Origin of the sequence: Roseomonas mucosa ATCC BAA-692, assembly GCF_000622225.1 — a bacterium.
GTDB lineage: Bacteria > Pseudomonadota > Alphaproteobacteria > Acetobacterales > Acetobacteraceae > Roseomonas > Roseomonas mucosa.
Map to the genome: position 1 here is coordinate 42,947 of NZ_JHWD01000004.1, position 21,534 is coordinate 64,480.

Annotated in this window: 23 protein-coding genes and 1 tRNA gene; 6 read left to right on the forward strand and 18 right to left on the reverse strand. The window is 70.9% G+C overall.

What is annotated here, in order from left to right:
• Nucleotides 1–25: 25 nt before the first annotated feature.
• Together cysE and BT98_RS0107025 are read right to left on the reverse strand one after the other, a co-directional pair.
• Nucleotides 26–877, reverse strand: coding sequence for a serine O-acetyltransferase (gene cysE / locus BT98_RS0107020; protein WP_019459731.1), 852 nt, complete (start codon nucleotides 875–877; stop codon nucleotides 26–28).
• Between the two features lie 140 nt (nucleotides 878–1,017).
• Nucleotides 1,018–1,764, reverse strand: coding sequence for a GntR family transcriptional regulator (locus tag BT98_RS0107025; RefSeq protein WP_019459732.1), 747 nt, complete (start codon nucleotides 1,762–1,764; stop codon nucleotides 1,018–1,020).
• Nucleotides 1,765–2,285: 521 nt separating this feature from the next.
• Here BT98_RS0107025 and BT98_RS28390 point away from each other — a divergent pair.
• Complete coding sequence (locus BT98_RS28390; RefSeq protein WP_255346339.1) at nucleotides 2,286–2,420, forward strand: hypothetical protein; 135 nt, start codon at nucleotides 2,286–2,288, stop codon at nucleotides 2,418–2,420.
• A 61-nt stretch (nucleotides 2,421–2,481) separates the two neighbouring features.
• On the opposite strand, the gene BT98_RS0107030 is transcribed toward BT98_RS28390, so the two are convergent.
• The 8 genes from BT98_RS0107030 to BT98_RS0107065 all read right to left on the reverse strand — a co-directional run bounded on the left by BT98_RS0107030 (nucleotide 2,482) and on the right by BT98_RS0107065 (nucleotide 10,880).
• Nucleotides 2,482–3,306 carry a transglutaminase-like domain-containing protein gene (locus BT98_RS0107030; protein ID WP_019459733.1) on the reverse strand — a complete coding sequence of 275 codons (825 nt, stop codon included), beginning with the start codon at nucleotides 3,304–3,306 and terminating at the stop codon, nucleotides 2,482–2,484.
• Nucleotides 3,307–3,569: 263 nt separating this feature from the next.
• On the reverse strand, nucleotides 3,570–4,511 hold the full coding sequence (locus BT98_RS0107035) for a sterol desaturase family protein (protein WP_019459734.1): 942 nt from the start codon (nucleotides 4,509–4,511) through the stop codon (nucleotides 3,570–3,572).
• Nucleotides 4,512–4,569: 58 nt separating this feature from the next.
• Nucleotides 4,570–5,886 (reverse strand): CitMHS family transporter, encoded by a 1,317-nt coding sequence (locus tag BT98_RS0107040; RefSeq protein ID WP_026032961.1) that lies wholly within the window; start codon nucleotides 5,884–5,886, stop codon nucleotides 4,570–4,572.
• 166 nt (nucleotides 5,887–6,052) lie between these two features.
• The gene (locus tag BT98_RS0107045) at nucleotides 6,053–6,817 is read right to left on the reverse strand and encodes a polysaccharide deacetylase family protein (RefSeq protein WP_026032962.1); all 765 of its coding nucleotides are present in this window, start codon (nucleotides 6,815–6,817) and stop codon (nucleotides 6,053–6,055) included.
• A gap of 19 nt (nucleotides 6,818–6,836) precedes the next feature.
• Nucleotides 6,837–7,844, reverse strand: coding sequence for a YncE family protein (locus BT98_RS0107050; protein WP_019459737.1), 1,008 nt, complete (start codon nucleotides 7,842–7,844; stop codon nucleotides 6,837–6,839).
• A 147-nt stretch (nucleotides 7,845–7,991) separates the two neighbouring features.
• Nucleotides 7,992–8,405, reverse strand: a complete 414-nt coding sequence (gene msrB, locus BT98_RS0107055) for a peptide-methionine (R)-S-oxide reductase MsrB (RefSeq protein WP_019459738.1) — start codon at nucleotides 8,403–8,405, stop codon at nucleotides 7,992–7,994.
• A 17-nt stretch (nucleotides 8,406–8,422) separates the two neighbouring features.
• Complete coding sequence (gene msrA, locus BT98_RS0107060) at nucleotides 8,423–8,995, reverse strand: peptide-methionine (S)-S-oxide reductase MsrA (RefSeq protein WP_027297183.1); 573 nt, start codon at nucleotides 8,993–8,995, stop codon at nucleotides 8,423–8,425.
• Nucleotides 8,996–9,137: 142 nt separating this feature from the next.
• On the reverse strand, nucleotides 9,138–10,880 hold the full coding sequence (locus BT98_RS0107065; protein WP_019459740.1) for an EAL domain-containing protein: 1,743 nt from the start codon (nucleotides 10,878–10,880) through the stop codon (nucleotides 9,138–9,140).
• Nucleotides 10,881–11,174: 294 nt separating this feature from the next.
• Here BT98_RS0107065 and BT98_RS0107070 point away from each other — a divergent pair, with 294 nt between their 5' ends.
• The 3 genes from BT98_RS0107070 (at nucleotide 11,175) to BT98_RS0107080 (ending at nucleotide 13,770) form a co-directional block, all read left to right on the forward strand.
• Complete coding sequence (locus BT98_RS0107070) at nucleotides 11,175–12,278, forward strand: serine hydrolase domain-containing protein (RefSeq protein WP_019459741.1); 1,104 nt, start codon at nucleotides 11,175–11,177, stop codon at nucleotides 12,276–12,278.
• Nucleotides 12,279–12,289: 11 nt separating this feature from the next.
• Complete coding sequence (locus BT98_RS0107075; RefSeq protein ID WP_019459742.1) at nucleotides 12,290–13,327, forward strand: dipeptidase; 1,038 nt, start codon at nucleotides 12,290–12,292, stop codon at nucleotides 13,325–13,327.
• Between the two features lie 221 nt (nucleotides 13,328–13,548).
• Nucleotides 13,549–13,770 carry a hypothetical protein gene (locus BT98_RS0107080; protein WP_147292470.1) on the forward strand — a complete coding sequence of 74 codons (222 nt, stop codon included), beginning with the start codon at nucleotides 13,549–13,551 and terminating at the stop codon, nucleotides 13,768–13,770.
• A 111-nt stretch (nucleotides 13,771–13,881) separates the two neighbouring features.
• On the opposite strand, the gene BT98_RS0107085 is transcribed toward BT98_RS0107080, so the two are convergent.
• The 7 genes from BT98_RS0107085 to BT98_RS0107115 all read right to left on the reverse strand — a co-directional run bounded on the left by BT98_RS0107085 (nucleotide 13,882) and on the right by BT98_RS0107115 (nucleotide 18,983).
• Nucleotides 13,882–13,956, reverse strand: a tRNA-Met gene (locus BT98_RS0107085).
• 17 nt (nucleotides 13,957–13,973) lie between these two features.
• Nucleotides 13,974–15,074: a tRNA 2-thiouridine(34) synthase MnmA gene (gene mnmA / locus BT98_RS0107090; RefSeq protein ID WP_019459744.1), complete on the reverse strand. Its 1,101-nt coding sequence runs from the start codon at nucleotides 15,072–15,074 to the stop codon at nucleotides 13,974–13,976.
• Nucleotides 15,074–15,817, reverse strand: a complete 744-nt coding sequence (gene tenA, locus BT98_RS0107095) for a thiaminase II (protein ID WP_019459745.1) — start codon at nucleotides 15,815–15,817, stop codon at nucleotides 15,074–15,076. Before tenA ends, mnmA begins: the two co-directional genes overlap by 1 nt.
• A gap of 31 nt (nucleotides 15,818–15,848) precedes the next feature.
• Nucleotides 15,849–16,166, reverse strand: coding sequence for a ferredoxin family 2Fe-2S iron-sulfur cluster binding protein (locus BT98_RS0107100; RefSeq protein ID WP_019459746.1), 318 nt, complete (start codon nucleotides 16,164–16,166; stop codon nucleotides 15,849–15,851).
• Nucleotides 16,167–16,177: 11 nt separating this feature from the next.
• Complete coding sequence (locus BT98_RS0107105) at nucleotides 16,178–17,365, reverse strand: cysteine desulfurase family protein (RefSeq protein WP_019459747.1); 1,188 nt, start codon at nucleotides 17,363–17,365, stop codon at nucleotides 16,178–16,180.
• The gene (locus tag BT98_RS0107110; protein WP_019459748.1) at nucleotides 17,362–18,474 is read right to left on the reverse strand and encodes a cysteine desulfurase family protein; all 1,113 of its coding nucleotides are present in this window, start codon (nucleotides 18,472–18,474) and stop codon (nucleotides 17,362–17,364) included. Before BT98_RS0107110 ends, BT98_RS0107105 begins: the two co-directional genes overlap by 4 nt.
• Entirely contained in the window at nucleotides 18,471–18,983 is a 513-nt protein-coding gene (locus tag BT98_RS0107115; RefSeq protein ID WP_019459749.1) for an Rrf2 family transcriptional regulator, read from the reverse strand. The genes BT98_RS0107110 and BT98_RS0107115 overlap by 4 nt, the downstream gene beginning before the upstream one ends.
• 376 nt (nucleotides 18,984–19,359) lie before the next feature.
• On the opposite strand from BT98_RS0107115, the gene BT98_RS0107120 reads away from it, so the two are divergent.
• Nucleotides 19,360–20,028, forward strand: coding sequence for an alpha/beta hydrolase (locus BT98_RS0107120; protein ID WP_026032966.1), 669 nt, complete (start codon nucleotides 19,360–19,362; stop codon nucleotides 20,026–20,028).
• Nucleotides 20,029–20,253: 225 nt separating this feature from the next.
• Here the strand turns inward: BT98_RS0107120 and BT98_RS0107125 are convergent, their stop codons facing one another.
• The gene (locus tag BT98_RS0107125) at nucleotides 20,254–20,460 is read right to left on the reverse strand and encodes a hypothetical protein (protein WP_019459751.1); all 207 of its coding nucleotides are present in this window, start codon (nucleotides 20,458–20,460) and stop codon (nucleotides 20,254–20,256) included.
• A gap of 189 nt (nucleotides 20,461–20,649) precedes the next feature.
• Between BT98_RS0107125 and BT98_RS0107130 the strand changes: the two genes are divergently transcribed.
• The gene (locus tag BT98_RS0107130; protein WP_237719321.1) at nucleotides 20,650–21,531 is read left to right on the forward strand and encodes a transporter substrate-binding domain-containing protein; all 882 of its coding nucleotides are present in this window, start codon (nucleotides 20,650–20,652) and stop codon (nucleotides 21,529–21,531) included.
• Nucleotides 21,532–21,534: the final 3 nt, after the last annotated feature.

Below are 21,534 nucleotides of genomic sequence, written 5' to 3' on the forward strand. Positions count from 1 at the left end.
CGGCGGCTCCGGCGCGCCGGACGGCTCAGATGGAGTAGTCCGGCTGCAGCGTCTGGTCCATGGTCAGGCCGGGGAAGGTGGTGTTCCGCCCAACCGGCTTGGCCGGCGCCCCGGCCACGGTGGTGTAGGGCGCCACCGGATGCAGCACCACGGAGCCGGCACCGACCTTGGCGCCCTCCCCGATCTCGATGTTGCCGAGGATCTTGGCGCCGGCGCCGATCAGCACGCCGCGGCGCACCTTGGGATGACGGTCGCCATGGTGCTTGCCGGTGCCACCCAACGTCACGCCCTGCAACAGCGATACGTCATCCTCCACCACCGCCGTTTCCCCGATCACCACGCCTGTCCCGTGGTCGAGCAGGATGCCCTTGCCCATGCGCGCCGCCGGATGGATGTCCACGGCGAAGACCTCGGCGCTGCGGCTCTGCATGTAGAGCGCCAGGTGCTGCCGCCCGGCCAGCCAGAGCCAATGCGCCACGCGCTGCGCCTGGAGGGCGAGATAGCCCTTGAAGTGCAGGAAGGGCGTCAGCAGGTCCGGGCAGGCCGGGTCGCGGTCGCGCACCGCCAGCAGGTCGGTGGAGGCCGCAGCGACAATGGCGGCATCGGCGACAAAGGCCTCGCAGGCCAGTCCCGCCAGGGCGGTCGCATCCAGTTCGGCATCGGCGAGCTTGCGCGCGATCCGGTGCCCCAGGGCCTGCGGAAAGGAGGAATGGCGCAGCACCGCGACAGCCATGGGCTGCGCCAGGATCGGGTCGCTCGCCGCCGCGCCGCTCGCATCGCGGCAGAGGCGCGACCAGAGATCCAGGGCCGGCGCATCCGGCCCGGGGGCGATACGGGACGGGGGTTCGGTCCGCAGCACAACGCAGTTGGATCGCATGGCGGGGGTACTCGTGGCCATTGGAAGACTAACAGATGGAACGCGGGTGCAGCGGTGCCAGCCCCGGCACGGCGCAGGCGGCTCCGGAAACGGCTGCCCGCCCCGGACCGCCGGCGGAGGCGCCACCGGCCGCGGCGGCCCTATTCCATCACCGAGACATAGCGGTGCCGGGCGGTGTTCAGCCAGGAGGTCCGCCGTTCCACCATGCGGCCGCCCGCATCCAAGGTCCGGCGCTCCATGATCAGCACGGGCGCGCCGGCGGGCATCTCCAGCACGGCGGCGACCTCGGGCGAGGCCCCATCGGCGCTCAGCAGCTCCTCCGACCGCACCACCGTCACGCCGTAGCGCTTCTGGTAGACGACATAGAGCTCATCCATCGGCTCCCGCCCCGCAGGGACGGAAAAATCCGGGAAGACGGCGGCGGGCATGCTGGTCTCGTCCAGCATGAAGGGAACGCCGTCCTTGGCGCGCAGCCGCCGGACCCGGTGCAGCAGCGCATCGGCGGGCAGGTGCATGGCGGCGCGTTCCTCTTCCGTGGCGGGCGTGGTCACCAGGGACAGAGCGGTGGAGGTCGGCTCGACCTGCCGGCCCTGCAGGTCGCGGACCGGAAAGAAATGGAACCGCGCCCGCTCGCTGGTCTGGCGGGCGACGAAGGTGCCCTTGCCCTGGCGCCGCTCGATCAGGTGGCGTCGCTCCAGCGCATCCAGCGCCTTGCGGACCGTCCCATGCGAGACGCCGAGCTCCTGTGCCAGTTCGGGCTCCGAAGGAAGCGCATGGCCCGGCTGCCACTCACCGGCGGCGATGCGGGCGTTCAGGATCGACTCCACCTGCGCGTAGAGGGGCCGCGCGTCGGGACGGCCATCGGAAGAGGGCGGAAAGTCGCTCACTGCGTCTCCAACTCGAATCATCGCATCGGTTGCTCGGAGCCTATGTATGTAGCACGCTTCGTGCCGCAATGCGCCGCATGAGCCGGGACGGGCTCAGGACAGCCCTCCCGGCGTCCGATTGGACACGCCCCTCGGCCCAAAAAAGTTTCGTAACGACACAGAAAAAATCATCACGGCATCTTGTATAAGACATTAGAGACTGTATGATCAGCGTCATCGGTAACCGGAAACGGGCCGAGTTTAGGGATAGGAAACACAGGGGACGGCGCTGGGTCCTGATGAGCGCGGACCGGGGGTGGACATGCGGCCTTGCCGTGTCCCCGGCCGGACGGTTCTCGGACTCAGCGTCGTCACCCATAATTCCACTCCCGCCGATTTCCGGCCCGGCTTGCATCTCCGGCCTATCCGCGGTTTCCGATCGCCTACCTGTTCGTTCGCGGTATGAACCCGCGCTTCCAGGCCGTGCCATCCCGTAGCTATCTGCTCTAGCCTGTCCGTCCCACAGCGACCGGGGACTCCAGATGCGTGCTCTCGTGCTTGCCTTGATCCTGCTGCTGCCCTGCCTCGCCAGCGCGCAGACTGCCTCGCCACCGCCGCCGCCGGACTCGCGGGACTGCGGCTGCGGCTCGCCCGACAAGCCGGGCGGGCCGCGCTGAACCGACCCGGCGGACGGCCCGGCGCAGGCACCGGGGGTCACACCGCCCCGGCGGGATGGCGCTACCCCCCCGGGACCTCTTCCGTGATCACGTCGAACTGCGCCAGCCAGGCAGTGCCGAAGGAGGTGGAGATCGCCACGTCCGTCGCATCCCTCCCCCGCGCCATCAGGATGCGCCCGATGCGCGGCTTGTTATGGCGGGCGTCGAAGGTGTGCCAGCGGCCGCTGAGATAGACCTCGAACCAGGCCGAGAAATCCATCGGGTCCGGCACCGGCGGCACGCCGATATCGCCCAGATAGCCGGTCACGTAGCGGGCGGGGATGTTCATGCAGCGGCACAGGGTCACCGCCAGATGCGTGAAGTCCCGGCAGACGCCCTGCCTTTCTTCATGCGCCTCCCAGGCCGTCTTGGTGGCGCGGGCGTACTGGTAGCCGAACTGGATGCGCTGGTGCGCGTAGTCCACGATCGCCTGCACGCGCTCCCACCCTGGCCGGGTCTGGCCGAAGAGCGACCAGGCGAGGTTGGAGAGCTTGTCCGTCTCGCAATAGCGGCTGCCGAGCAGGAAGACGAGGACCTCGTCCGGCAGCTCGTCCACCGGGTGCTGCACGGCATCCGGCACGACCGGATCATGCAGGCCGCTGTCCTGCACCAGGAAATCCGCCGAGATGGTCAGCCGTCCCGGTGGCGCGACGATGCGGGTGACGACGTTGTTGAACCCGTCCCGGTACATGCGCCAGGGCACGGCCTGCCCGCTGGTGGAATGGAACTGCACGGCGACCGGGGAACGCAGGTCCGGCTCGCGGTCCGGCACCACGTTGATCAGCAGCAGCATCGGGGTCGCGGAAGGGCATTCGAAGGCAAGGTTGTAGCCGGCACGGATCAGCATGGGCGTGTCGTCTCCCGCGGCGTGGCGGCCGCATCTCGATGGGTCCGTAACAAGACAGGCAATCCCCGGGCCAGGATCGCCCCGGCCCCCGCCGGGATGGCGAGAGCCGCGGGCGGCCGTGCCTTTGGAGGAGTCGCGCCGCCGCGAGCCGGTGCGATGACGCAGCAAGCGTCATCGTGACGGAATGGTTGCAGCCCCCTTTCGTCGCGGCACGCCCCCAGGGGTGGCGCGGACAGGTTTCCAGCGACCGCCGGGCCCGCGCCTCAGCCACGCAGGGCGCGCCAGAAACGGCGGGTGCCGTCCACCTGGTGCCGCCACCAGCCACCCTGCGCGAAGCCGCGCGGCGCATCCGGGTCCCCGGTGACGGGGAAATGATCGCGCCGCCAGTCCGCCGTGCCGAAGATCCAGTCCCAGACCGGAAAGAGCACGGCGAAGTTGCGCCCCGCCTCACCTGCCGCGAGCACCCCGTGGTGCAGCCGGTGGAAGCGTGGCGAGACCACCAGCCGCTCCCCGAGGGGCCCGAAGGACATCCGGATATTGGCGTGCGACATGGCCTCGGCGAGCCGCAGGATCAGCAAGGCCAGCGGGAACTGTTCCGGCGGAATGCCGATCAGCAGCGCGATGCCGCCGACCCAGGCCGCGCCGATCAGGTCGTCGATGACGTGGTTGCGGTCATCGGTCCAGAAGGTCATCTGCGTCTGCGCGTGATGGATCGCGTGCAGCGCCCACCACCAGGGCAGGGCATGCTGCAGCCGGTGGCGCCAGTACTCGCCGAAATCCAGCACCACGACATAGAGCAGGAAGGTCAGCACCGGCCAGTCGCGCAGCGGCGGGAACAGCACCTCCAGCGAGGGCGAGACATAGCCCGCTTCCGCCAGCCAGCCGCTGATCCGGGATTCGACGCCCGTGAACAGGGCGAAGGCGATGAGAGGCAGGATGCCCAGCCGCGCCAGCAGCGTATAGACGACATCGGTGCGGATGGCGCGGCGGTCGTGGCGCGGCTCCACCGGCTGCCAGGCCTCCAGCGGCCGGCAGACGAGATAGACCACGGCCACCTGCAGCAGGCCCAGCAGCAGGAAGCCCGCCCAGCGATAGGCCTCCTCCTCCCACCCCATCAGCCCCGCCGCATAGAGGCCGGGCTGCAGGATCATGGCAAAGAACCAGCCGGTGGCGCCATCCAGCGCATCGGTCAGCATATCGAGCATGGCGCGAGCGTAACGCCACCGTATCGGGAAGGCCATGCGGGATGGCCCTCCCATCCGGTCAGAGAAGCGGGATCGCCCCCGTCAGGGCGCCGATCAGCAGCATCACCAGGGCGCTGGCCGAGGCCCAGCCCAGGGTGAAGCGCTGGTGCCGGCCGAATTCCACCCCGGCCAGGGACACCAGCAGGTAGGTGGAAGGCACCAGCGGGCTCAGCAGGTGCACCTGCTGCCCCACCAGCGAGGCGCGGCCGATGGCTTCCGCCGTGTGGCCGTAGATCCGCCCCGCTTCCGCCAGGATGGGCACCACGCCGAAGTAGAAGGCATCGTTGGAGATGAAGAAGGTGAAGGGCAGGCTCGCCACCGCCGTCACCAGCGGCAGGAACTGGCCGGCGCCTTCGGGGATCAGCGCCACCACGTTCTTGGCCATCGCCTCCACCATCCCGGTGCCGGACAGCACGCCGGTGAAGACGCCGGCCGCGAAGATCAGCGACACCACCGCCAGCACGTTCGGCGCATGGGAGGCGATGCGGGCCTTCTGCTGCTCCAGCGTCGGGTAGTTCACCAGCATGGCAATGGCGAAGGCCACCATGAAGAGCAGCGGCGCCGGCGCCAGCCCGGCGATCAGGCAGGCCATGAGCACCGCCGTCAGCGCCGCGTTGAAGGGCAGCAGCTTCGGCCGGCGGTGATCCTCGCCGCCATCCGTGTCCACGAAGCCGCCCAGCGGGGATTCGACGTGGTCCAGCTCCCGCAGCGACAGGACGCCGACCCGCGCCCGCTCCCGCCGCCCCAGGAACCAGGCGGTGAAGACCACCCAGAGCGCGCAGGCGAGCAGCGAGGGCAGCAGCGGCACGAAGAGCGCATTCGGATCGACATGCAGCGCCGAGGCGGCGCGCGCCGTCGGCCCGCCCCAGGGCGCCACATTGGTCACGCCCGCCGCCATGATGATCACGCAGGGGGCAATCAGCGGGTCCAGCTTCAGCCGCCGGTGCAGTGGCAGCATGGCGGAGCAGGTGATGATGTAGGTCGTGGAGCCGTCGCCATCGAGCGAGACCACCAGGGCCAGGATGGCGGTGCCCACCACGATGCGGACCGGATCGCCCTTCACCGCCCTCAGCACCAGCCGCACCACCGGGTCGAACAGCCCGGCATCGATCATCACCCCGAAATACAGGATGGCGAAGAGCAGCAGCACGCCGGTCGGCGCCAAGGTGCGGATGCCGTCCAGCGACATCTTGCCGAGGTCGCCCCCGAAGCCCGCCAGGGCGCCGAAGGCCAGCGGCACCAGGATCAGCGCGATCAGGGCCGAGACCCGGCCGCTCATGACCAGCACCATGAAGACGACGATCATGGCATAGGCCAGCAAGGTAACGCTCAACATGCCGCGGCACCGCCCCCTCTTATCTTTGGCGGCCCCTCATAGCGGCAGAAGAGAACATGTCCAGGGCATGAATTGGTCTTCATCGCCCGGTTGTTGGACAATCCCGCTCACGAAGCGTTTTTGTCAGCTTCGCGTCAGGAAAATGCCGGATCTTGCCGTGCCGCCGTCAGTTCTTTCCCGTGACTGGCAAGGTCTCGAAGCAGAACCCCTTTTCCTGGAGGCCGGCGATCAGCGGCTCCAGCACCCCGGCGAAAGGCTCCCGCCGCGACCGCACGCCCCAGTGCATCAGCATCACCTCGCCCTCGCGCACGGAACCCAGGGCGCGTGCCAGCAGCGCGGCGTTCGGGGTCCGGTCGCTGTCCAGCTCGTCGCCCAGGAAGCCGTTGGCGCTCCATCCCTGGTGCCGCAGCCCGCATTGCCGCGCGAGGGCCAGGGCATTGGGTGTGGTGCGCCCGCCGGGCGCGCGCCAGAGCGGCAGCACCACCGCCTCCGGCACCATCTGGCGCAGCCGCTCGACCGGGCGGCGCAGCTCCTCGCAGAGCTCGGCGCCGTCCAGCACCGTACTGCCGCCATCCCGCTGGCGGGAGGCGTAGCGCACCTTCCCCGGGGCGGGGTCGCTGGTGAAGTACCAGTGCCGCCAGGTGTGGCTGGCGAAGACATGCCCCTCCGCCGCCCGGGCGCGCCAGAAGCCCGCCCATTCCGGGCCCAGGGTCCGGTCGCCGTGGAAGGTCGGCTCGTCCGCCACGAAGAGCGTGGCCCGCACCCCGCGGCGCCGCAGCACCGCCGCGATCTGCTCGGCCTCCCGCGACCAGCCCGTGTCGATGGTCAGATAGACCGTGCCGCGGCAGGCGGGAGGCTGCGCCGCCGGCTGGGCAAGGGCCGGAAACGCGGCCAGGAGGGCCAGACAACCGGCCAGGAACGGGCGCGCCATGCCGCGCATCGTGCCGGCCTCAGCGCGGCTGCGGCGGGGTGGCGCGGGCATCCTGCGCCAGGGCCGGATCGGCGGCGCGGTAGAGGATGCCGTGCGGCGAACGGCCGACGCGCACCGTCTGCATCTCCCCCGTGGCCGGATCGAGGATGCCGACCTTGGCCACCCAGCGCAGGGTGGCCCAGAGTCGGCCCTGCGGGTCGAAGGTGATGTCGTCCGGCCCGCCCGGCGTCTCGTAGACCCGCTTCACCGACAGGTCCTTCGGGTCCAGCGCGGTGATGCGGCTGTCCACGCGGCTGGTGACATAGATCACGCTGTTGTCGGGGGACGGAAAGATCTGGTGCGCGCCGCGCCCGACCGTGATGCGGCGTTCCACCGCATGGGTCCCGGGGTCCACCACCGAGATGAAGTCCTGCCCCATGGCGCCCACCAAGAGCTTGCCGTCATGCCAGTGGATGCCGGCGGGATCGCGCCCGACCTCCTGGGTCCAGGCGACCTCGCGGCGATCCAGGTCCACGGCGGCGATGCTGCGCTCCCCCTGCAGGGTGACATAGGCGAAGCGGCTGTCGGGGCTGTAGGCCAGGTGGCTGGGCATGTCGCCCACCCGCAGCCGCCCCTGCAGGCTCAGCGCCTGACCGTCCCAGCCATAGATGTCCACCTGGTCGCGGCGCAGGCTGGTCACCACCAGCCGCTTCCCGTCCGGCGTGAAGGCGAGGTGGTAGGGATTGCTGATCCGTTCCCGCCGCAGCACCGCCCCGGTCGCGGGGTCGAGGAAGAGCATCTCGTTGCCGCCGGAATCCCCGACCAGGATCTGGCTGCGGTCCGGCGTCAGGGTCAGGTGGTGGACCTCCCGCAACACCGGGATGCGGCGGATCTCCTCGTGGCTGCGCCCGTCCAGGAGCTGGATGTTCGCCTCGCCGGAATTCAGCACGAAGACGAGGTCCGCCGAGGAGGCCCGCGCCGCCTGCGGCAGCAGGGCGGACAGCAGGGCAAGCCCGGTCAGGCCGCCGGCCAGGCTCTTGAAGCGCATGGGACCTTGTCCTCCCCCGGGGGATTGCCGGTGCCGGGGAGGGATCTGCGCTCCCCCCCGGCCGATGCGCCGACACTAGCACAGGATGGCGCGGCGCGAGAGGTTGCGAGGCGGAGGACAGCCCCCGCCACGCGCCGCGATGGGCGGTCAGCCCGCCGGCTGATCCGGCGCCGGCTCGAAGCGCAGCGCCACGCCGTTCATGCAGAAGCGCATCCCGGTCGGCGGCGGGCCGTCCGGGAAGACATGGCCGAGATGGCCGTGGCAGCTCGCGCAATGCACCTCGGTCCGCACCATGCCATGGGCGCGGTCGGTCGTGGTGGCCACCGCGCCCTCGACGGGCCGGAAGAAGGAGGGCCAGCCCGTGCCGCTCTCGAACTTCGTCACGGAGTCGAAAAGCGGCGCGCCGCAGCCGGCGCAATGATAGGTGCCCGCCCGCTTCTCGCCGTTCAGGGGCGAGGAGCCGGGGCGTTCCGTGCCGTGCTCGCGCAGCACGCGATAGGCCTGGGGCAGGAGGCAGTGGCGCCACTCCTCCTCCGAACGGCGGGCCGCCTCCTGGTCCATCACCTGATCCTTTCCACTCATGCCGCGCGCTCCTTCAGCCGGTGGGCGAAGCTCTTGCGGAACTTCGCCACCTTCGGGGCGATCACCGCCCGGCAATAGCCCGACCAGGGGGTGCGGGCGAAATAGTCCTGGTGCTCCGCCTCGGCGGGCCAGAATTCCGGCGCGGGGGCGAGCTCCGTGACCAGTGGCGCCGGGTAGAGGCCGGCCTCGGCCACCTCCGCCATCACCTTCCGCGCCACGCGCTCCTGCTCGGGCGACGTGGCGAAGATGACGCTGCGGTACTGCGGCCCGACATCGGCACCCTGGCGATCCCTGGTTGTGGGATCGTGGATGGTGAAGAAGACGCGCAGGATATCGGCGTAGGAGATGACGGCGGGGTCGAAATCGACTTTCACGACCTCGGCATGGCCGGTCCGCTTGCCGCAGACCTGCTCGTAGGTCGGATGCGGGACCACGCCGCCGGCATAGCCGGAAACGACGGAGGCGACGCCCTCCAGGTTGCGGTAGACGGCGTCGAAGCACCAGAAACAGCCACCGCCGAGGATGGCCGTCTCAAGGGTTCGGGAGACGGGATCGGTCATGCCGCCCATGTGGGGTGAGCCCGGGCCTCTGCCAATGCCGTGCGGGAGCCGCCAGGGGGATGCCCCCCGGGATCAGCCAACGGGGATCAGCCAACGCGGATCAGCCAACGGGGATCGGCCGATCGGGGTCGGCCATCGGGCACCGCGGGCCTTAGTCGGGACGGCCTCCCGGCTCTCCGCCCTGCGGACTGGGAAGCTGTCCCGGGCGGCCGAAGTGGAAGCCCTGGCCGAAGCTCACGCCCAGTTCCCGCATCAACCCGGCCTCGGCCTCGGTCTCGATCCGCTCCGCCACCACCGAGGCACCCAGGGAGTGCGACAGTTCCACGATCGCCGTCACGAAGCTGCGGTCGCGCGCACTGCGCAGCGCGCCCTGGACATAGGCACCGTCCAGCTTCACGAAATCGACCTGCAAGGCGCGCAGGTAGCGGAAGGCGGCGGCCCCCGCGCCGAAGTCGTCGAGGCAGACCGCCACCCAGCGGTCGCGCAGGAACTGCACGCTGCGGATGGCCTCGTCCTCGTCGCCGATCTGCGCCGTCTCGGTAATCTCCACCAGCAGCCGCTCCGCCAGGTGCGGCCAGGCATCGAGCAGGCTCTCCAGCTTCCGCCGGAAGGCCGCGCTTTGCAGCGACAGGCCGGACAGGTTGACGGCGATGCGCGGCGCGGCCGGCCGCTGCGCCACCTGGGCGACGCTGTGCAGCACCGCCCAGTCCAGCTCCTCGGCCAGGCCGATGGCCTCGGCGAAGGTCACGAACTCCTGCGGACCCTTCAGCGGCAGGTCCTGGATGGGGCGGGGGCGGAGCAGGGCCTCGTAGTGGTGTACGCGGCCATCCTGCAGGCCGACGATGGGCTGGTAGGCCATGTGGAAGCGCCGCTCCGCCAGGGCACGCCGCATCGCCTCGCTGCGCAGGGTGGCGGAGGCGAGGAAGCCCTCCAGCCCCTGGTCGAAGCCCCAGTCGCTCAGCCCCTCCTGCCCCTCCTGCGCGAAGGCGCTCAGCGCGTGGCGCAGCGCGCGCGTGGCCTGGACCGCGTTGAGCCCGGGCGCCGTCAGCGGCATGTCGAGCGCGCGCAGCCGTGCCTCGCGGCCGCCCCGGGCCAGTGCGGCCTCCACCCTGGCCGCCAGCCTCGCGAGATCCGTCATGCCACCCTTCAGGCCGAACTCCGCCTGCTCCCCGGACAGTCCCTCATCGCCGGCGGCGCCGGCCCGGCCCCGGCCCGTCTCGTCGCGTTCCGGTCCGCCCTCCCTCGCGGGGGCGGGCATCCCGCCACCGGACACGATCCCGTAGCGCCCCGGGGCGAGCCTCCCCGCCACGCCGTCGCCATCGTCGGCGGCCAGCATCGCCTCGCGGATCTGCTTCAGGATGTCGCTCCCGTTCTCGTCGAGTTCGAGAAAGCCCATGGAGGAGGCCGCCTCCCCTTCCCGCAGGCGCTGCTCCGCGGCCCGGGCCAAAGCATCCGGCCCCAGCTCGGTCTCCCCGGACAGGTCCGGCATCCCTTCCGGCACGGCCGAGAGGCAGAGGCAGAACCGCAAACCCTGGCGGTGCGCGAAAGGCAGGCCGGAAAGCAGCATCGGCCGCCGGTCGCGGGTGCGCAGGCGGAACAGCATGGGGGGAACGCGCTTCTGCGCGCCCAGCAGCATGAGCGCGTCCTCCAGCCGCTCCCGCTCCTCGGGCGCCAGGAGGCGGCGGAGGGGGGCGCCGAGAAAGGTGTCCGGCGGCTGCCCGAAGCGCTGCTCGAAGCTGCCGGCGGCATAGGTGATGGTGCCGTCGGGGCGGATCTCCACCAGCAGCTCCGCCGCGGCGAGGGCGAAGGTCACGTAGCGCTCGTGGCGATCGGCCTGGTCATGCTCCACCTCCGGCACCGTCCCGGCTCCGGGCTGGCTGCCTGGAAAGGTCATGGGTTGCCTCCCGCCCGCCGGGCCCTTGCAGCCAGGAAGAAGTGGCGTGGAGGCACCGGCCGGGCCGTGCGGCCGCCCTCCGGAAGAAAGCGTCGCATGTCTCGGTGATCCTGACTTGTCTGCGCGGCGGTCTGTCTGCGGCAAGGGTCCATCTCGGACAGCAAAGCGCCAAACGGTTGAAAAACCCTGAGCCCGGCGGGCGAACGGGCGAAAAATCCGGCGCCCCCGCCGTCCATGGCCTTTCCCGCGCCCGGGGTCTTCCCCAAAGCGGCGATCGGGCGGAGGCTGCCGGCAATGATCTTCCCACCGCCACACCCCGCCGCCCTGCCCGAGGGCGCGGCCGAGACCCTGGGCTTCGACCCCGCCCGACTCGCCGAGGCGACCGCCTGGGCGCGAACGCAGGAAAGCCCCTTCCCCCGCGACCTGCCGGCCTATCTCGCCTCCGGCCATTTCGAGCCGCCGCCGGGCAACGAGATCCTGGGCCCGGTCGAGCCGCGCGGCGCGCCGAATGGGCTGATCCTTCGCCATGGCCGCGTCGCCGCCCGCTGGGGCGACACGCGGCAGGCGGACCGGACCTTCAGCGTCGCCAAGTCCTGCCTTTCCATGCTGGCGGGCATCGCCGTGCTGGACGGGCTGATCGGCGACCTGGACGAGCCGGTCTCGGCCGGCGTCTCCGACCCTGCCTTCGCCGGCCCGCGCAACGGCGCCGCCACCTGGCGCATGCTGCTGACCCAGACCAGCGAGTGGGAAGGCACACTGCACGGCAAGTCCGACGTGCTGGACCGTGGCCGCGACCTGCAGCGCGAGGGCAAGGCGCCCAAGGGCTGGGAGCGGCCGCTGGAACCGCCCGGCTCCCACTGGGAATACAACGACGTCCGGGTGAACGCCCTGTCCTTGGCCCTGATGCTGCGCTTCGGCCGGCCGCTGCCGGAGGTCTGGGCGGAGCGGATCATGCGCCCGGCCGGCGGCAGCGGGGAGTGGTCCTGGGACGGTTACCGCACCGCCTCCGTCACCCTGCCCAATGGGCGCACGGCGCTTTCCGTCCCCGGCGGTACGCATTGGGGCGGCGGCCTCCGCACCCATGCGGAGGACCAGGCGCGACTAGGGCTGCTGATGCTGGCAGGCGGGATCTGGGAGGGCCGGCGCATCTTGCCGCCCGGCTGGGTGGCGGCCAGTGGCACCCCCTGCCCGCTGCACGAGGATTACGGCCTGCTGTGGTGGCTGAACCGCTCCGGCCGCTTCCCGGAGGCCGATCGGGAAAGCCTCTTCGCCCAGGGCGCGGGCGGCAACGTCATCTGGGTCGAGCCGGCGACGCGCATCGTCGCGGTGTTCCGCTGGCTCGACCCCGCCGCCCTGCCCGGGATCATCGCGCGCATCAGCCGCGCCCGCACCATCTGAACGGGACTGCCATGGACGCCCCCATCACCCGCCCCGCCGAAGCGGAAATCGCCGCCCTGCATGCGTCGCTGCCAACGCTGGACACGCATGTGGACATCCCCTGGCCGGACATGCCCGACCCGCATGGCGAGACGCCGCGGCAGGTGGACTTCCCCAAGATGCGGGCCGGCGGGCTGAAGGGCGTGGTCTTCATCGCCTATACGCCACAGGGCCCGCGCACACCGGAAGGCCATGCCGCCGCCGGGGAGCGTGCCGAGGCCATGCTGCGCGCCATCCGCGCCACGGCGGATGCGGAGCACCGCCTCGTCACCACGCCGGACGAGCTGGCGGAAGCGCAGGCCGAGGGCGCCTTCGCCGTGCTGCTGGGCGTGGAGAACGGCAATGCTATGGGGCACGACCTGTCGCGGCTGAAGCTGTGGCGCGATCTCGGCGCCTGCTACGTCACCGTCACGCATGACGGGCACAACGACCTTTCCGATGCCGCCCGGCCCCGGCCCGACCTTGGGGACGGCCCCGCCTTGCATGGCGGGCTGAGCGAGCTGGGCCGGCAGGCGGTGCGGGAGATGAACCGGCTCGGGCTGATGGTGGACATGTCGCACATCGCCCGCAGCAGCTTCTTCCAGGCGGCGGAAATCTCGAAGGCGCCGGTGCTTGCCACCCATACCTGCTGCGCCGCCCTGCGCGCGCACCCGCGCAACCTGGACGACGAGCAGCTCGACATGCTGAAGCAGGTCGGCGGCCTCGCGCAGATCACCGCCGTCCCGGCCTTCCTGCGGGCGCCGGATGCGGATGGCCGGTTCCGCGCCTCCGTGGCCGACATGGCGGACCATGTGGACCATGCGGTGCGCCGCATCGGCATCGGGCATGTCGGGCTGTCCAGCGACTTCGACGGCGGTGGCGGGGTAGAGGGCTGGCGCCATGCCGGCGAGACCCTGGGCCTGACCGCCGAACTGGCGCGCCGCGGCTATGATCGGATGGCGCTGGAGCTGCTCTGGTCCGGCAATTTCCTGCGGGTCTGGCGCGCCGCGCTGGCGGTTGCGGAGGCCTAGCGGAAGCCTCCCGGCAGGGATGCCGGGCGCCGGACTCGCGCAAGCAAATGCGACGACGCGGGACCGGCGTTTCGCGCAATTGTGGATTGTTGGAAACTCATAGGTTCATGAACCCTGGGTAGCGGTTTTTTCTTCGTCATCGCTTCACCGGATGTTAATCTTTTCCGCACCGCACCCATTCCCCTTCGGGATATGGCGGAGAGGAGCCCGGCGTTCCCGACATGGAAAATCCGCGTCATCTTACGTTGGTCGATCTCGCGGAGCGGGTCGATCAACTGGCCGCCGAAGCCTTCGAGGCGGACCATTCGGCCGCCACCCTGATCCTGAGCCGCATGGCCAGCCTGCTGCGCGCGCTCGATACGGCATCGCCTTCCATGACGATGGCCTCGCTGCATCCCGCGATCCTGGCCCCGGAAAGCGAGCCGGCCCTTATGGCGGGCTGAGGCAGAACGCGCCAAGAGCCGAAGCAGGAGGCCCGCATCTTCATGTTGCGGGCCAGTTGCCGTTTCCGGCACCGGGGCAACGTGTTTTCGAGGATATTCAGGAAGACTGGTTGGTAGCGGCGGACGGATTTGAACCGCCGACCAAGGGATTATGATTCCCCTGCTCTACCGCTGAGCTACGCCGCCAACCGGTGGGCCGCGAATTAGGCCGCCGCGCCGTTCCTGTCAACGGCTGCCCGGCGGATGAATCCACCGCCGAGCACGCGCTCCCCATCATAGAGCACCAGCGCCTGCCCCGGCGCCGCAATCACCGGCAGGTCCGGCGTGACGGCAAGGAGGCCGCGCGCCGTGTCCCAGCGCGCCCGCACAGGCTGCGGCACCTCACGGGCGCGGAACTTCGCCTGCGCGACGAACTCGCCGTCGGGCGGGGGGACCAGCCAATTCACCTCGCCCGCCTCCACCACCGTCTGTGGAATCGCGGCCCGGGGCCCCACCACGACGCGCCGCCGGGTGGCATCCAGGGCCGCCACGTACATCGGCTCCTCGCCGTCACGCGCGGCCGTGCCGAGACCCCGCCCCTGCCCCACGGTGAAGCGCCCCAGCCCCTCGTGGCGGCCCAGCACGCGGCCGTCGAGATGCACGATCTCGCCGGGCTGCGCCGCCTCGGGGCGCAGCTTCGCGACCGTCTCGTGGTAGCGGCCGGCGGGCACGAAGCAGATGTCCTGGCTGTCGGGCTTCTCCGCCACGGCGAGGCCCAGCCGCGCCGCCTCGGCCCGCACGGCGGCCTTGTCGGGCATGGCGCCCAGCGGGAAGCGCGTGAAGGCCAGCTGCTCGCGCGTGGTGGCGAAGAGGAAATAGGACTGGTCCCGCGCCGGATCGACGGCGCGGTGCAGCTCCGCCCCGGATGACCCCTCGATGCGCTGCGCGTAATGTCCGGTCGCCAGGGCCTCGCAGCCCAGGTCCCGGGCGAGGCCGAACAGGTCCTGGAACTTCACCGTCTGGTTGCAGCGGACGCAGGGGATGGGGGTTTCGCCCCGCGCATAGCTGTTCGCGAAGTCCGCGATCACCGCGTCGCGGAAACGGCTTTCCCGGTCCAGCACGTAATGCGGGATGCCGAGCCGGTCGGCCACGTCCCGGGCGTCGTGGATGTCCTGCCCGGCGCAGCAGGCTCCTTTGCGGGATACGGCGGCCCCGTGGTCGTAGAGCTGCAGCGTGGCGCCGACGACCTCATGCCCGGCTTCCTGCAACAGCCCGGCCACGACGCTGCTGTCCACCCCGCCGGACATGGCGACCAGGATACGCATCAGCCGATCTCCGACAGCGCGCCCTCGGCGGCGATGCCTCCGGTGGCGGGCGCGGCGCGCAGGCCCATGGCCCAGAAATCCGCCTCCAGCCGGGAGGCCTCGGCGAAGGTCCGGGTCAGCAGCGGCAGGCGCGCCTCACCGCCATGGCTGGCGCCCAGCGCATCCAGCCGCGCGGCCGCGGAACGCGCCAGGGCCTGGTACTCCTCGCCCGCATACATGGCGATCCAGCTCTCATACGGATTGCCGCCGCGGCGCCTGGCAGGGTGCGCCTCGATGCGCAGCGCGATCTCGCCATAGCCCACGGTGCAAGGGGCGAGCGCCACCTCCAGATCCAGGATGTCGCCCGCGAAGCCCCGGTCCAGCACCCAGCGCGTATAGGCGACCGTCTCGACCGCCTCGGGCCGGGCCAGGATGTCGTCCTCGGACAGGTCCCAGCCGGCGCAGTATTCCAGGTGCAGCCGGGTCTCGCCGAGGATGGCGTCCACCGCCGCGCTCTTCTCGCGCATCGCGGCGAGGCTTTCCGCCTTCACCACGGCCAGGGCCTGGGCGCGGGCGAACTGCACCAGGAAGAGATAGTCCTGCACCAGGTAGTGCCGGAAGGCCGGGAGCGGCAGCGTGCCCTCGGCCAGCCCCCGCACGAAGGGATGCCAGCAATAGGCCTCCCATTCCGGCGCCGCCCCCTGGCGCAGGCGCCGGAACAGGCCGCCCGGCGCGCCGTAGGGTTCGATCTGCTGCTGCGGCATCCCGCGACATCCTCCGCCCGCGATGGCGCGCCTACTTGCCCGCCGCCGGCAGCTTCACCACCAGCCCGTCCAGCGCCTCGGACATCACGATCTGGCAGCCGAGCCGGGAGGTTTCCTGCAGGTCGAAGGCGAGGTCGAGCATGTCCTCCTCGTCCTCGGTCGGCTCGGCCAGCCTGGGGAACCAGGCACCGTCCACGATCACGTGGCAGGTCGCGCAGGCGAGGCTGCCCTCGCAGGCGCCCTCGATATCCACGCCATGGCGATGGGCGATCTCCAGCACGCTGAGGCCCAGCGGCGCATCCACCTCGCGCCGCGTGCCGTCACGCTCGATAAACGTCATCTTCGGCATACGGGCCGCTCCTACTCCACCGTCTCGGGGGACATGACGGATGTCCAGGCGCGCGCGAGGGCCGCGGCCGCCAGGTCCACCTCGGCGGGCGAGGTAAAGCGCCCGATCCCCACGCGCAAGCTCGCTCTTGCGGATCCCTCGTCCAGCCCGATGGCCCGCAGCACGTAGGATGGCTCCACCGAGGCCGAGGAACAGGCCGAGCCGGTGGAGACGCAGACCTCCGGCATCGCCGCCATCAGCCGCTGCGCGTCCACGCCACCGGGAAAGGTGAGGTTCAGGTTGCCGGCCACCCGGTGGCCGCGGCTGCCGTTCACCACCACCCCTGGCACGCGCGCGTTCAGCACCGCCAGGAAACGGTCGCGCAACCCGGCCGCCCGCGCCGCATCCTCCGCGCCCTCCAGCCGCGCCAGGCGCGCCGCCTCGCCCAGCCCGACCACCAGCGGCGCGGCCAGGGTGCCGGAGCGGAAGCCGCGCTCCTGCCCGCCGCCGGACAGGAGTGGCGTCAGCCGAACGCGGGGACGGCGGCGAACATAGAGCGCGCCGATCCCCTTGGGGCCGTAGATCTTGTGGCCGGAAAGCGAGAGCAGGTCGGCCCCGATCGCGTCCACGTCCAGCGGGACGCGCCCGGCAGCCTGGGCCGCGTCGGTGTGGAACAGCGCGCCCGCCCCCTTGGTGATGGCGACCAGCGCGGGCAGGTCCTGCACCACGCCGATCTCGTTGTTCACCGCCATGACGCTGACCAGCAGGGTGCCTTCGTCCACCGCCGCGCGCAGCACCTCCGGCTCCAGCAGTCCGTCCGGCCCGACCGGCAGGACCACCGGCTCGAAACCCTCCGCCGCGAGGTCGCGCACGCTCTCCAGGACGCATTTGTGCTCGATGGCCGTGGTGACGATGCGCCGCCGCCCGCTGCCCTGGGAGGCGGCGAAGCGCGCCGCGCCCTTGATGGCGAGGTTGTTGCTCTCCGTGGCGCCGGAGGTCAGCACGATTTCCCGCGCCTCGGCGCCGACCAGTGCCCCGACCTCCGCCCGCGCCTGCTCCACCGCCGCCTCGGCGGCCCGGCCCATGGCGTGTTCCACGCTGGCGGGGTTGGCGAAGTTTTCCTCCCACCAGGGGCGCATGGCCGCCAGCACCCGCGGATCGACCGGGGTGGTGGCGTGGTTGTCGAGATAGATCGGGCGGTTCGCGGCCGGAGCAATCATGCCGCGAAGATGGGGCGCTCCGCGGCGTGCTGCGAGAGGCGATCCCGCATGGCAGCATAGGCGGCGAGAAAACGCTCCGCCGCATCCTCCGGCGCGTTCCAGGGCAGGGAGACGCGGATGGCGCAGCCTGCCGCCTCGCCCAGCCCCATCGCCTCCAGCACATGGCTGCGCGCCACCTTGCCGGAGGAGCAGGCCGAGCCCGCCGAGACCCGGACCCCGGCCAGGTCCAGCGCGATGACCTGGGTCTCCGCCGGCAGGCCGGGCAGCAGCAGGCTCGCCGTGTTGGGCAGGCGCGGCGCCCCGGCGCCGGGAATGCGGGCGCCGCTGCCCGCCTCGATGGCCTGGCGGACCGGCAGGAGGCGCTCTGCCGCGTGGGGATCGGCGGCCTCCGCGACCGCGCCCAGGCCGGCAATGGCCGGCAGGGGCTCGGTGCCGCCCCGGCGCCCCCGCTCCTGCCCGCCGCCCGGCAGATGCGCCGGCAGGTCGAGGCCCGGGCGCAGCAGCAGCGCCCCCGCCCCCTTCGGCCCGCCGAGCTTGTGGCCGGAGAGGGCGAGGCTGTCGGCGCCCAGCCCTTCCAGCGAGACCGGCATCCGCCCCGCCGCCTGCACTGCGTCAACGTGCAGCAGCGCGTCGTGGCGCCGGCAGAGGGCCAGCGCCTCGGCGACGGGGTGGATCACGCCGGTCTCGTTGTTGGCCAGCATCAGGCAGACCAGGGCCGGGGGGCCGGAAGACAGGCTGCGCTCCAGCGCCGCGAGGTCCAGCACCCCCTCCCCGTCCACCGGCAGCCGTTCCGCCTCCGGCGCGGCGGTCAGTACCGCCGGGTGCTCGGTGGCGCCGGCCAGGAGGCGGCGGCCCCGGCCCAGGCCGCGAATCGCCAGGACGTCCGCCTCGGTCCCGCCGGAGGTGAAGACCACGTCCCGCGCCCTGGCGCCGAAGCGGGCCGCCACCTGGGTGCGCGCCTTTTCCAGCAGGCGCCGGGCGGCCCGGCCCTCGGCATGGACGGAGGAAGGATTGCCGGTCAGGTCCAGCGCCTCCAGCACCGCAAGCCGGGCCTCGGGGCGCAGCGGCTCGGTGGCATTGGCGTCAAGGTAGAGGGCGGGCGGGGTCATGCCTCCGCCTCCCCGCGACCCGGTCCCTGGCCACGAGCGATCCCCGGGACCATGCCGGGCAGGAGCGGCGGCAGGGCGCGCCCGCGCACCTGGCCCCGGACCACATCCGCCAGCGACACGCCCAGCAGGAAGAGCCGGATCTGCTCGCCCAACTCGTCCCAGAGGTCGTGAGTCGCGCATTTGCGGCCGGCAAGGCAGCCGGAATCCTCCCCCGTGCAACGGGTGGCGCTGAGCGGCTCGTCCACCGCCTCGATGATCTCGGCCACGGAAATGGCCCCATCCGGGCGGGCCAGCCGGTAGCCGCCGCCCGGCCCGCGTGCCGATTCCACCAGCCCCGCGCGCCGCAGCCGCCCGAACAACTGCTCCAGATAGGCGAGCGACAGATTCTGCGCCGCGGCGATCTCGCCCAGGCTGACCGGAGGCTCCGGACTGCAGCTCGCACCGCGCGCGCGGTCCGCCATCTCCACCATCGCCATCACCGCATAGCGGCCGCGCGTCGACAGGCGCATGTCGTTCGGTCACCTCCGCGATGCCGTCGGTGTTTCCGCAAGGCCGGAAACAAAAAGGGAAAATTCCCGGTTGGAGCCTGAGACATGGGCCCCATGCCATGATTTCGTTAGGGTTTAGAGGAACCGCTCCCTATATTGGCCTCGCACCGGGGATCGTAAGCCCGCCCCGGCAGACATCAGATGATCGGAACCCTGCCGGTAAGGAAGGTGTCTCGCGGTATGCCACCTGCGTCCGCGGCACGCCCCTGTCGGCATCGCTCCATGAAACCAGGGAGAATGGAGTGGCCAGTGCGTCGTTTCCTCCGTTCCCCTTTCAGGGCTGTTGGCTCGGAATGCGTGACTGCGCATTCCCAAAGGAAGTGGACACCAGGGGACAATGCCTGAAGTGATGTTCGCCGGCCCCGATGGCCGGCTGGAGGGTCGCTACCACCATTCCAAGCGCCCGAATTCCCCCGTTGCCCTGATCCTCCATCCCCATCCGCTGCATGGCGGGACCATGAACAACCGTGTCGTGCACGGGCTTTATGGCCGTTTCCAGGCGATGGGCTTCTCGACCCTCCGCTTCAACTTCCGGGGCGTGGGGAAGAGCCAGGGCCGCTATGACGGCGGCATCGGGGAGATCTCGGACGCGGCGGCGGCGCTCGACTTCCTGCAGGCGGTGAATCCCTCTGCGCCCATGCTCTGGGTGGCCGGGTACTCCTTTGGTGCCTATGTCGGCATGCAGCTGCTGATGCGGCGGCCCGAGATGGGCGGCTTCGTCTCCATCTCCGCCCCGGCCAGCCACTATGATTTCGGCTTCCTGGCCCCCTGCCCCTGCTCGGGCCTGATCCTGCACGGCGCGCAGGACGAGCTGGTGCCGGAAAGCAGCGTGCGGAAGCTGGTGGACAAGCTGAACACGCAGAAGGGCGTGAAGATCGACTATCGCGTCATGGAAGGCGCGGGCCATGTCTTCACGCCCGACCAGACGGAGAAGGTCTGCGACGCCACCGAGGACCATGTGATGTCGGTGCTGAACCGTGCCCGCATGTCCATGGCGGCGGACTGAGACCTCCGGCCCGGACAAGGTCTTCCGTGTCTTCGCAGAACCGCCGGTTCCCTCGCTGGGAACCGGCGGTTCGCTGTTCCGGGGGTGGCGGAGGCCCGCCGTTTCCACGGTCCGGGTCGTGCCGGGCATGAAAAAAGGGCGCCCTGGACGGGGCGCCCTTCTTGTCGTTCCAGTCCGTTTCCGCTCCGGCCCCGCCCGCGGGCAGGCTGGCAGCAGCGGTCCGGTTCAGGCCGCCAGCGCCAGGGGCGCGTTCGGGCGGCGGAATTCCAGGATCAGCAGCCCGCCCACCAGCATCAGACAGGCGGTCATGGCGGCCAGCGCGACCGGGAGGGCCAGGAGCTGGCTGGCGCCGGCGCTGCCGAGCAGCGTGCCGACCACGGCCAGGATGGTGGCGATGCCGAGGAAGACGAGGGAGATGGCGAAGGACTTCATGATGCTGGGGCCTCCCAGGCCTGAGTGATCCGGCCGTTTCCGGCCTCTGAGGCGGAATCTGGGAGCCGCTCGCGGCACGGTGAGGACCCTTTTGTGGCATGAATCGGGCAAATGGACCGGCCGGTTCATGGCTGCCCCTCGATGGCCGCAGGGCCCGGCTTGCATGTTTCTTGCTGTCGGCTGGCGACCATGACCGTCACGAGATTCCATCCCGCCATGCGCCGCCTGCTTCTGCTCGCCGCCCTTCTCGCCCCGGCCTCCGTCAACCTTTCCGCCGCTGCCCGGGCGCAGTCCGGTCCCGCCCTGCTGCGCAGCGCCGTGGACGGCACCTTCGCCCCCCATGCCTTCCCGAAGCTGGATGGCGGCGTGCAGGGCTTCAACGTCGATCTCTTCACCGAAGTCGCGAAACGGCTGGGCCGGCCGATCACCATCGACAGCGCCTCCTTCTCCGGTCTGGTGCCGGCGCTGAACGCCGGGCGCTACGACTTCCTCGCCGCGCCGGTGACCGTGACAAAGGAGCGGGCGGAGAACCTGCTCTTCACCGAGGGCTATCTCTACACCGAGTTCCAGTTCGGTATCCGCAAGGGCAATGCCCCGATCACTTCGCTCGACGACCTGAAGGGCAAGGCGATCGCGGTGAACAAGGGCAGCGCCTATGACGCCTGGGCGCAGGCGAACGCGCCGAAGCTGGGCTTCACCTACCAGACCTATGACACCAACCCGGATGCCGTGCAGGCGGTGGTGGCCGGACGTGCCTATGCCGTTCTCGCGGGCAATACGGTGGTGAAGTACGCGGCATCCCGGCAGCCGCAGCTCGTGCCGGACTTCGTCATCAAGGAGACCCGCGCCCACTGGGCCGCGCCCTTCCGCAAGGACGAGGTGGCGCTGCGCAACCAGGTCGAGGACGTGCTGGAATGCATGAAGCGCGACGGCAGCCTAGCGAAGCTCAGCGAGAAGTGGTTCGGGGCGAGGCCGGCCGCCGACGATGCGGAGAACACCCCCTTCCCCGGCTATGGCGTGCCCGGCCTGCCCGGCTACGACCCGGCACCGCATGAGCCGCGCTGCGGCTGAAGA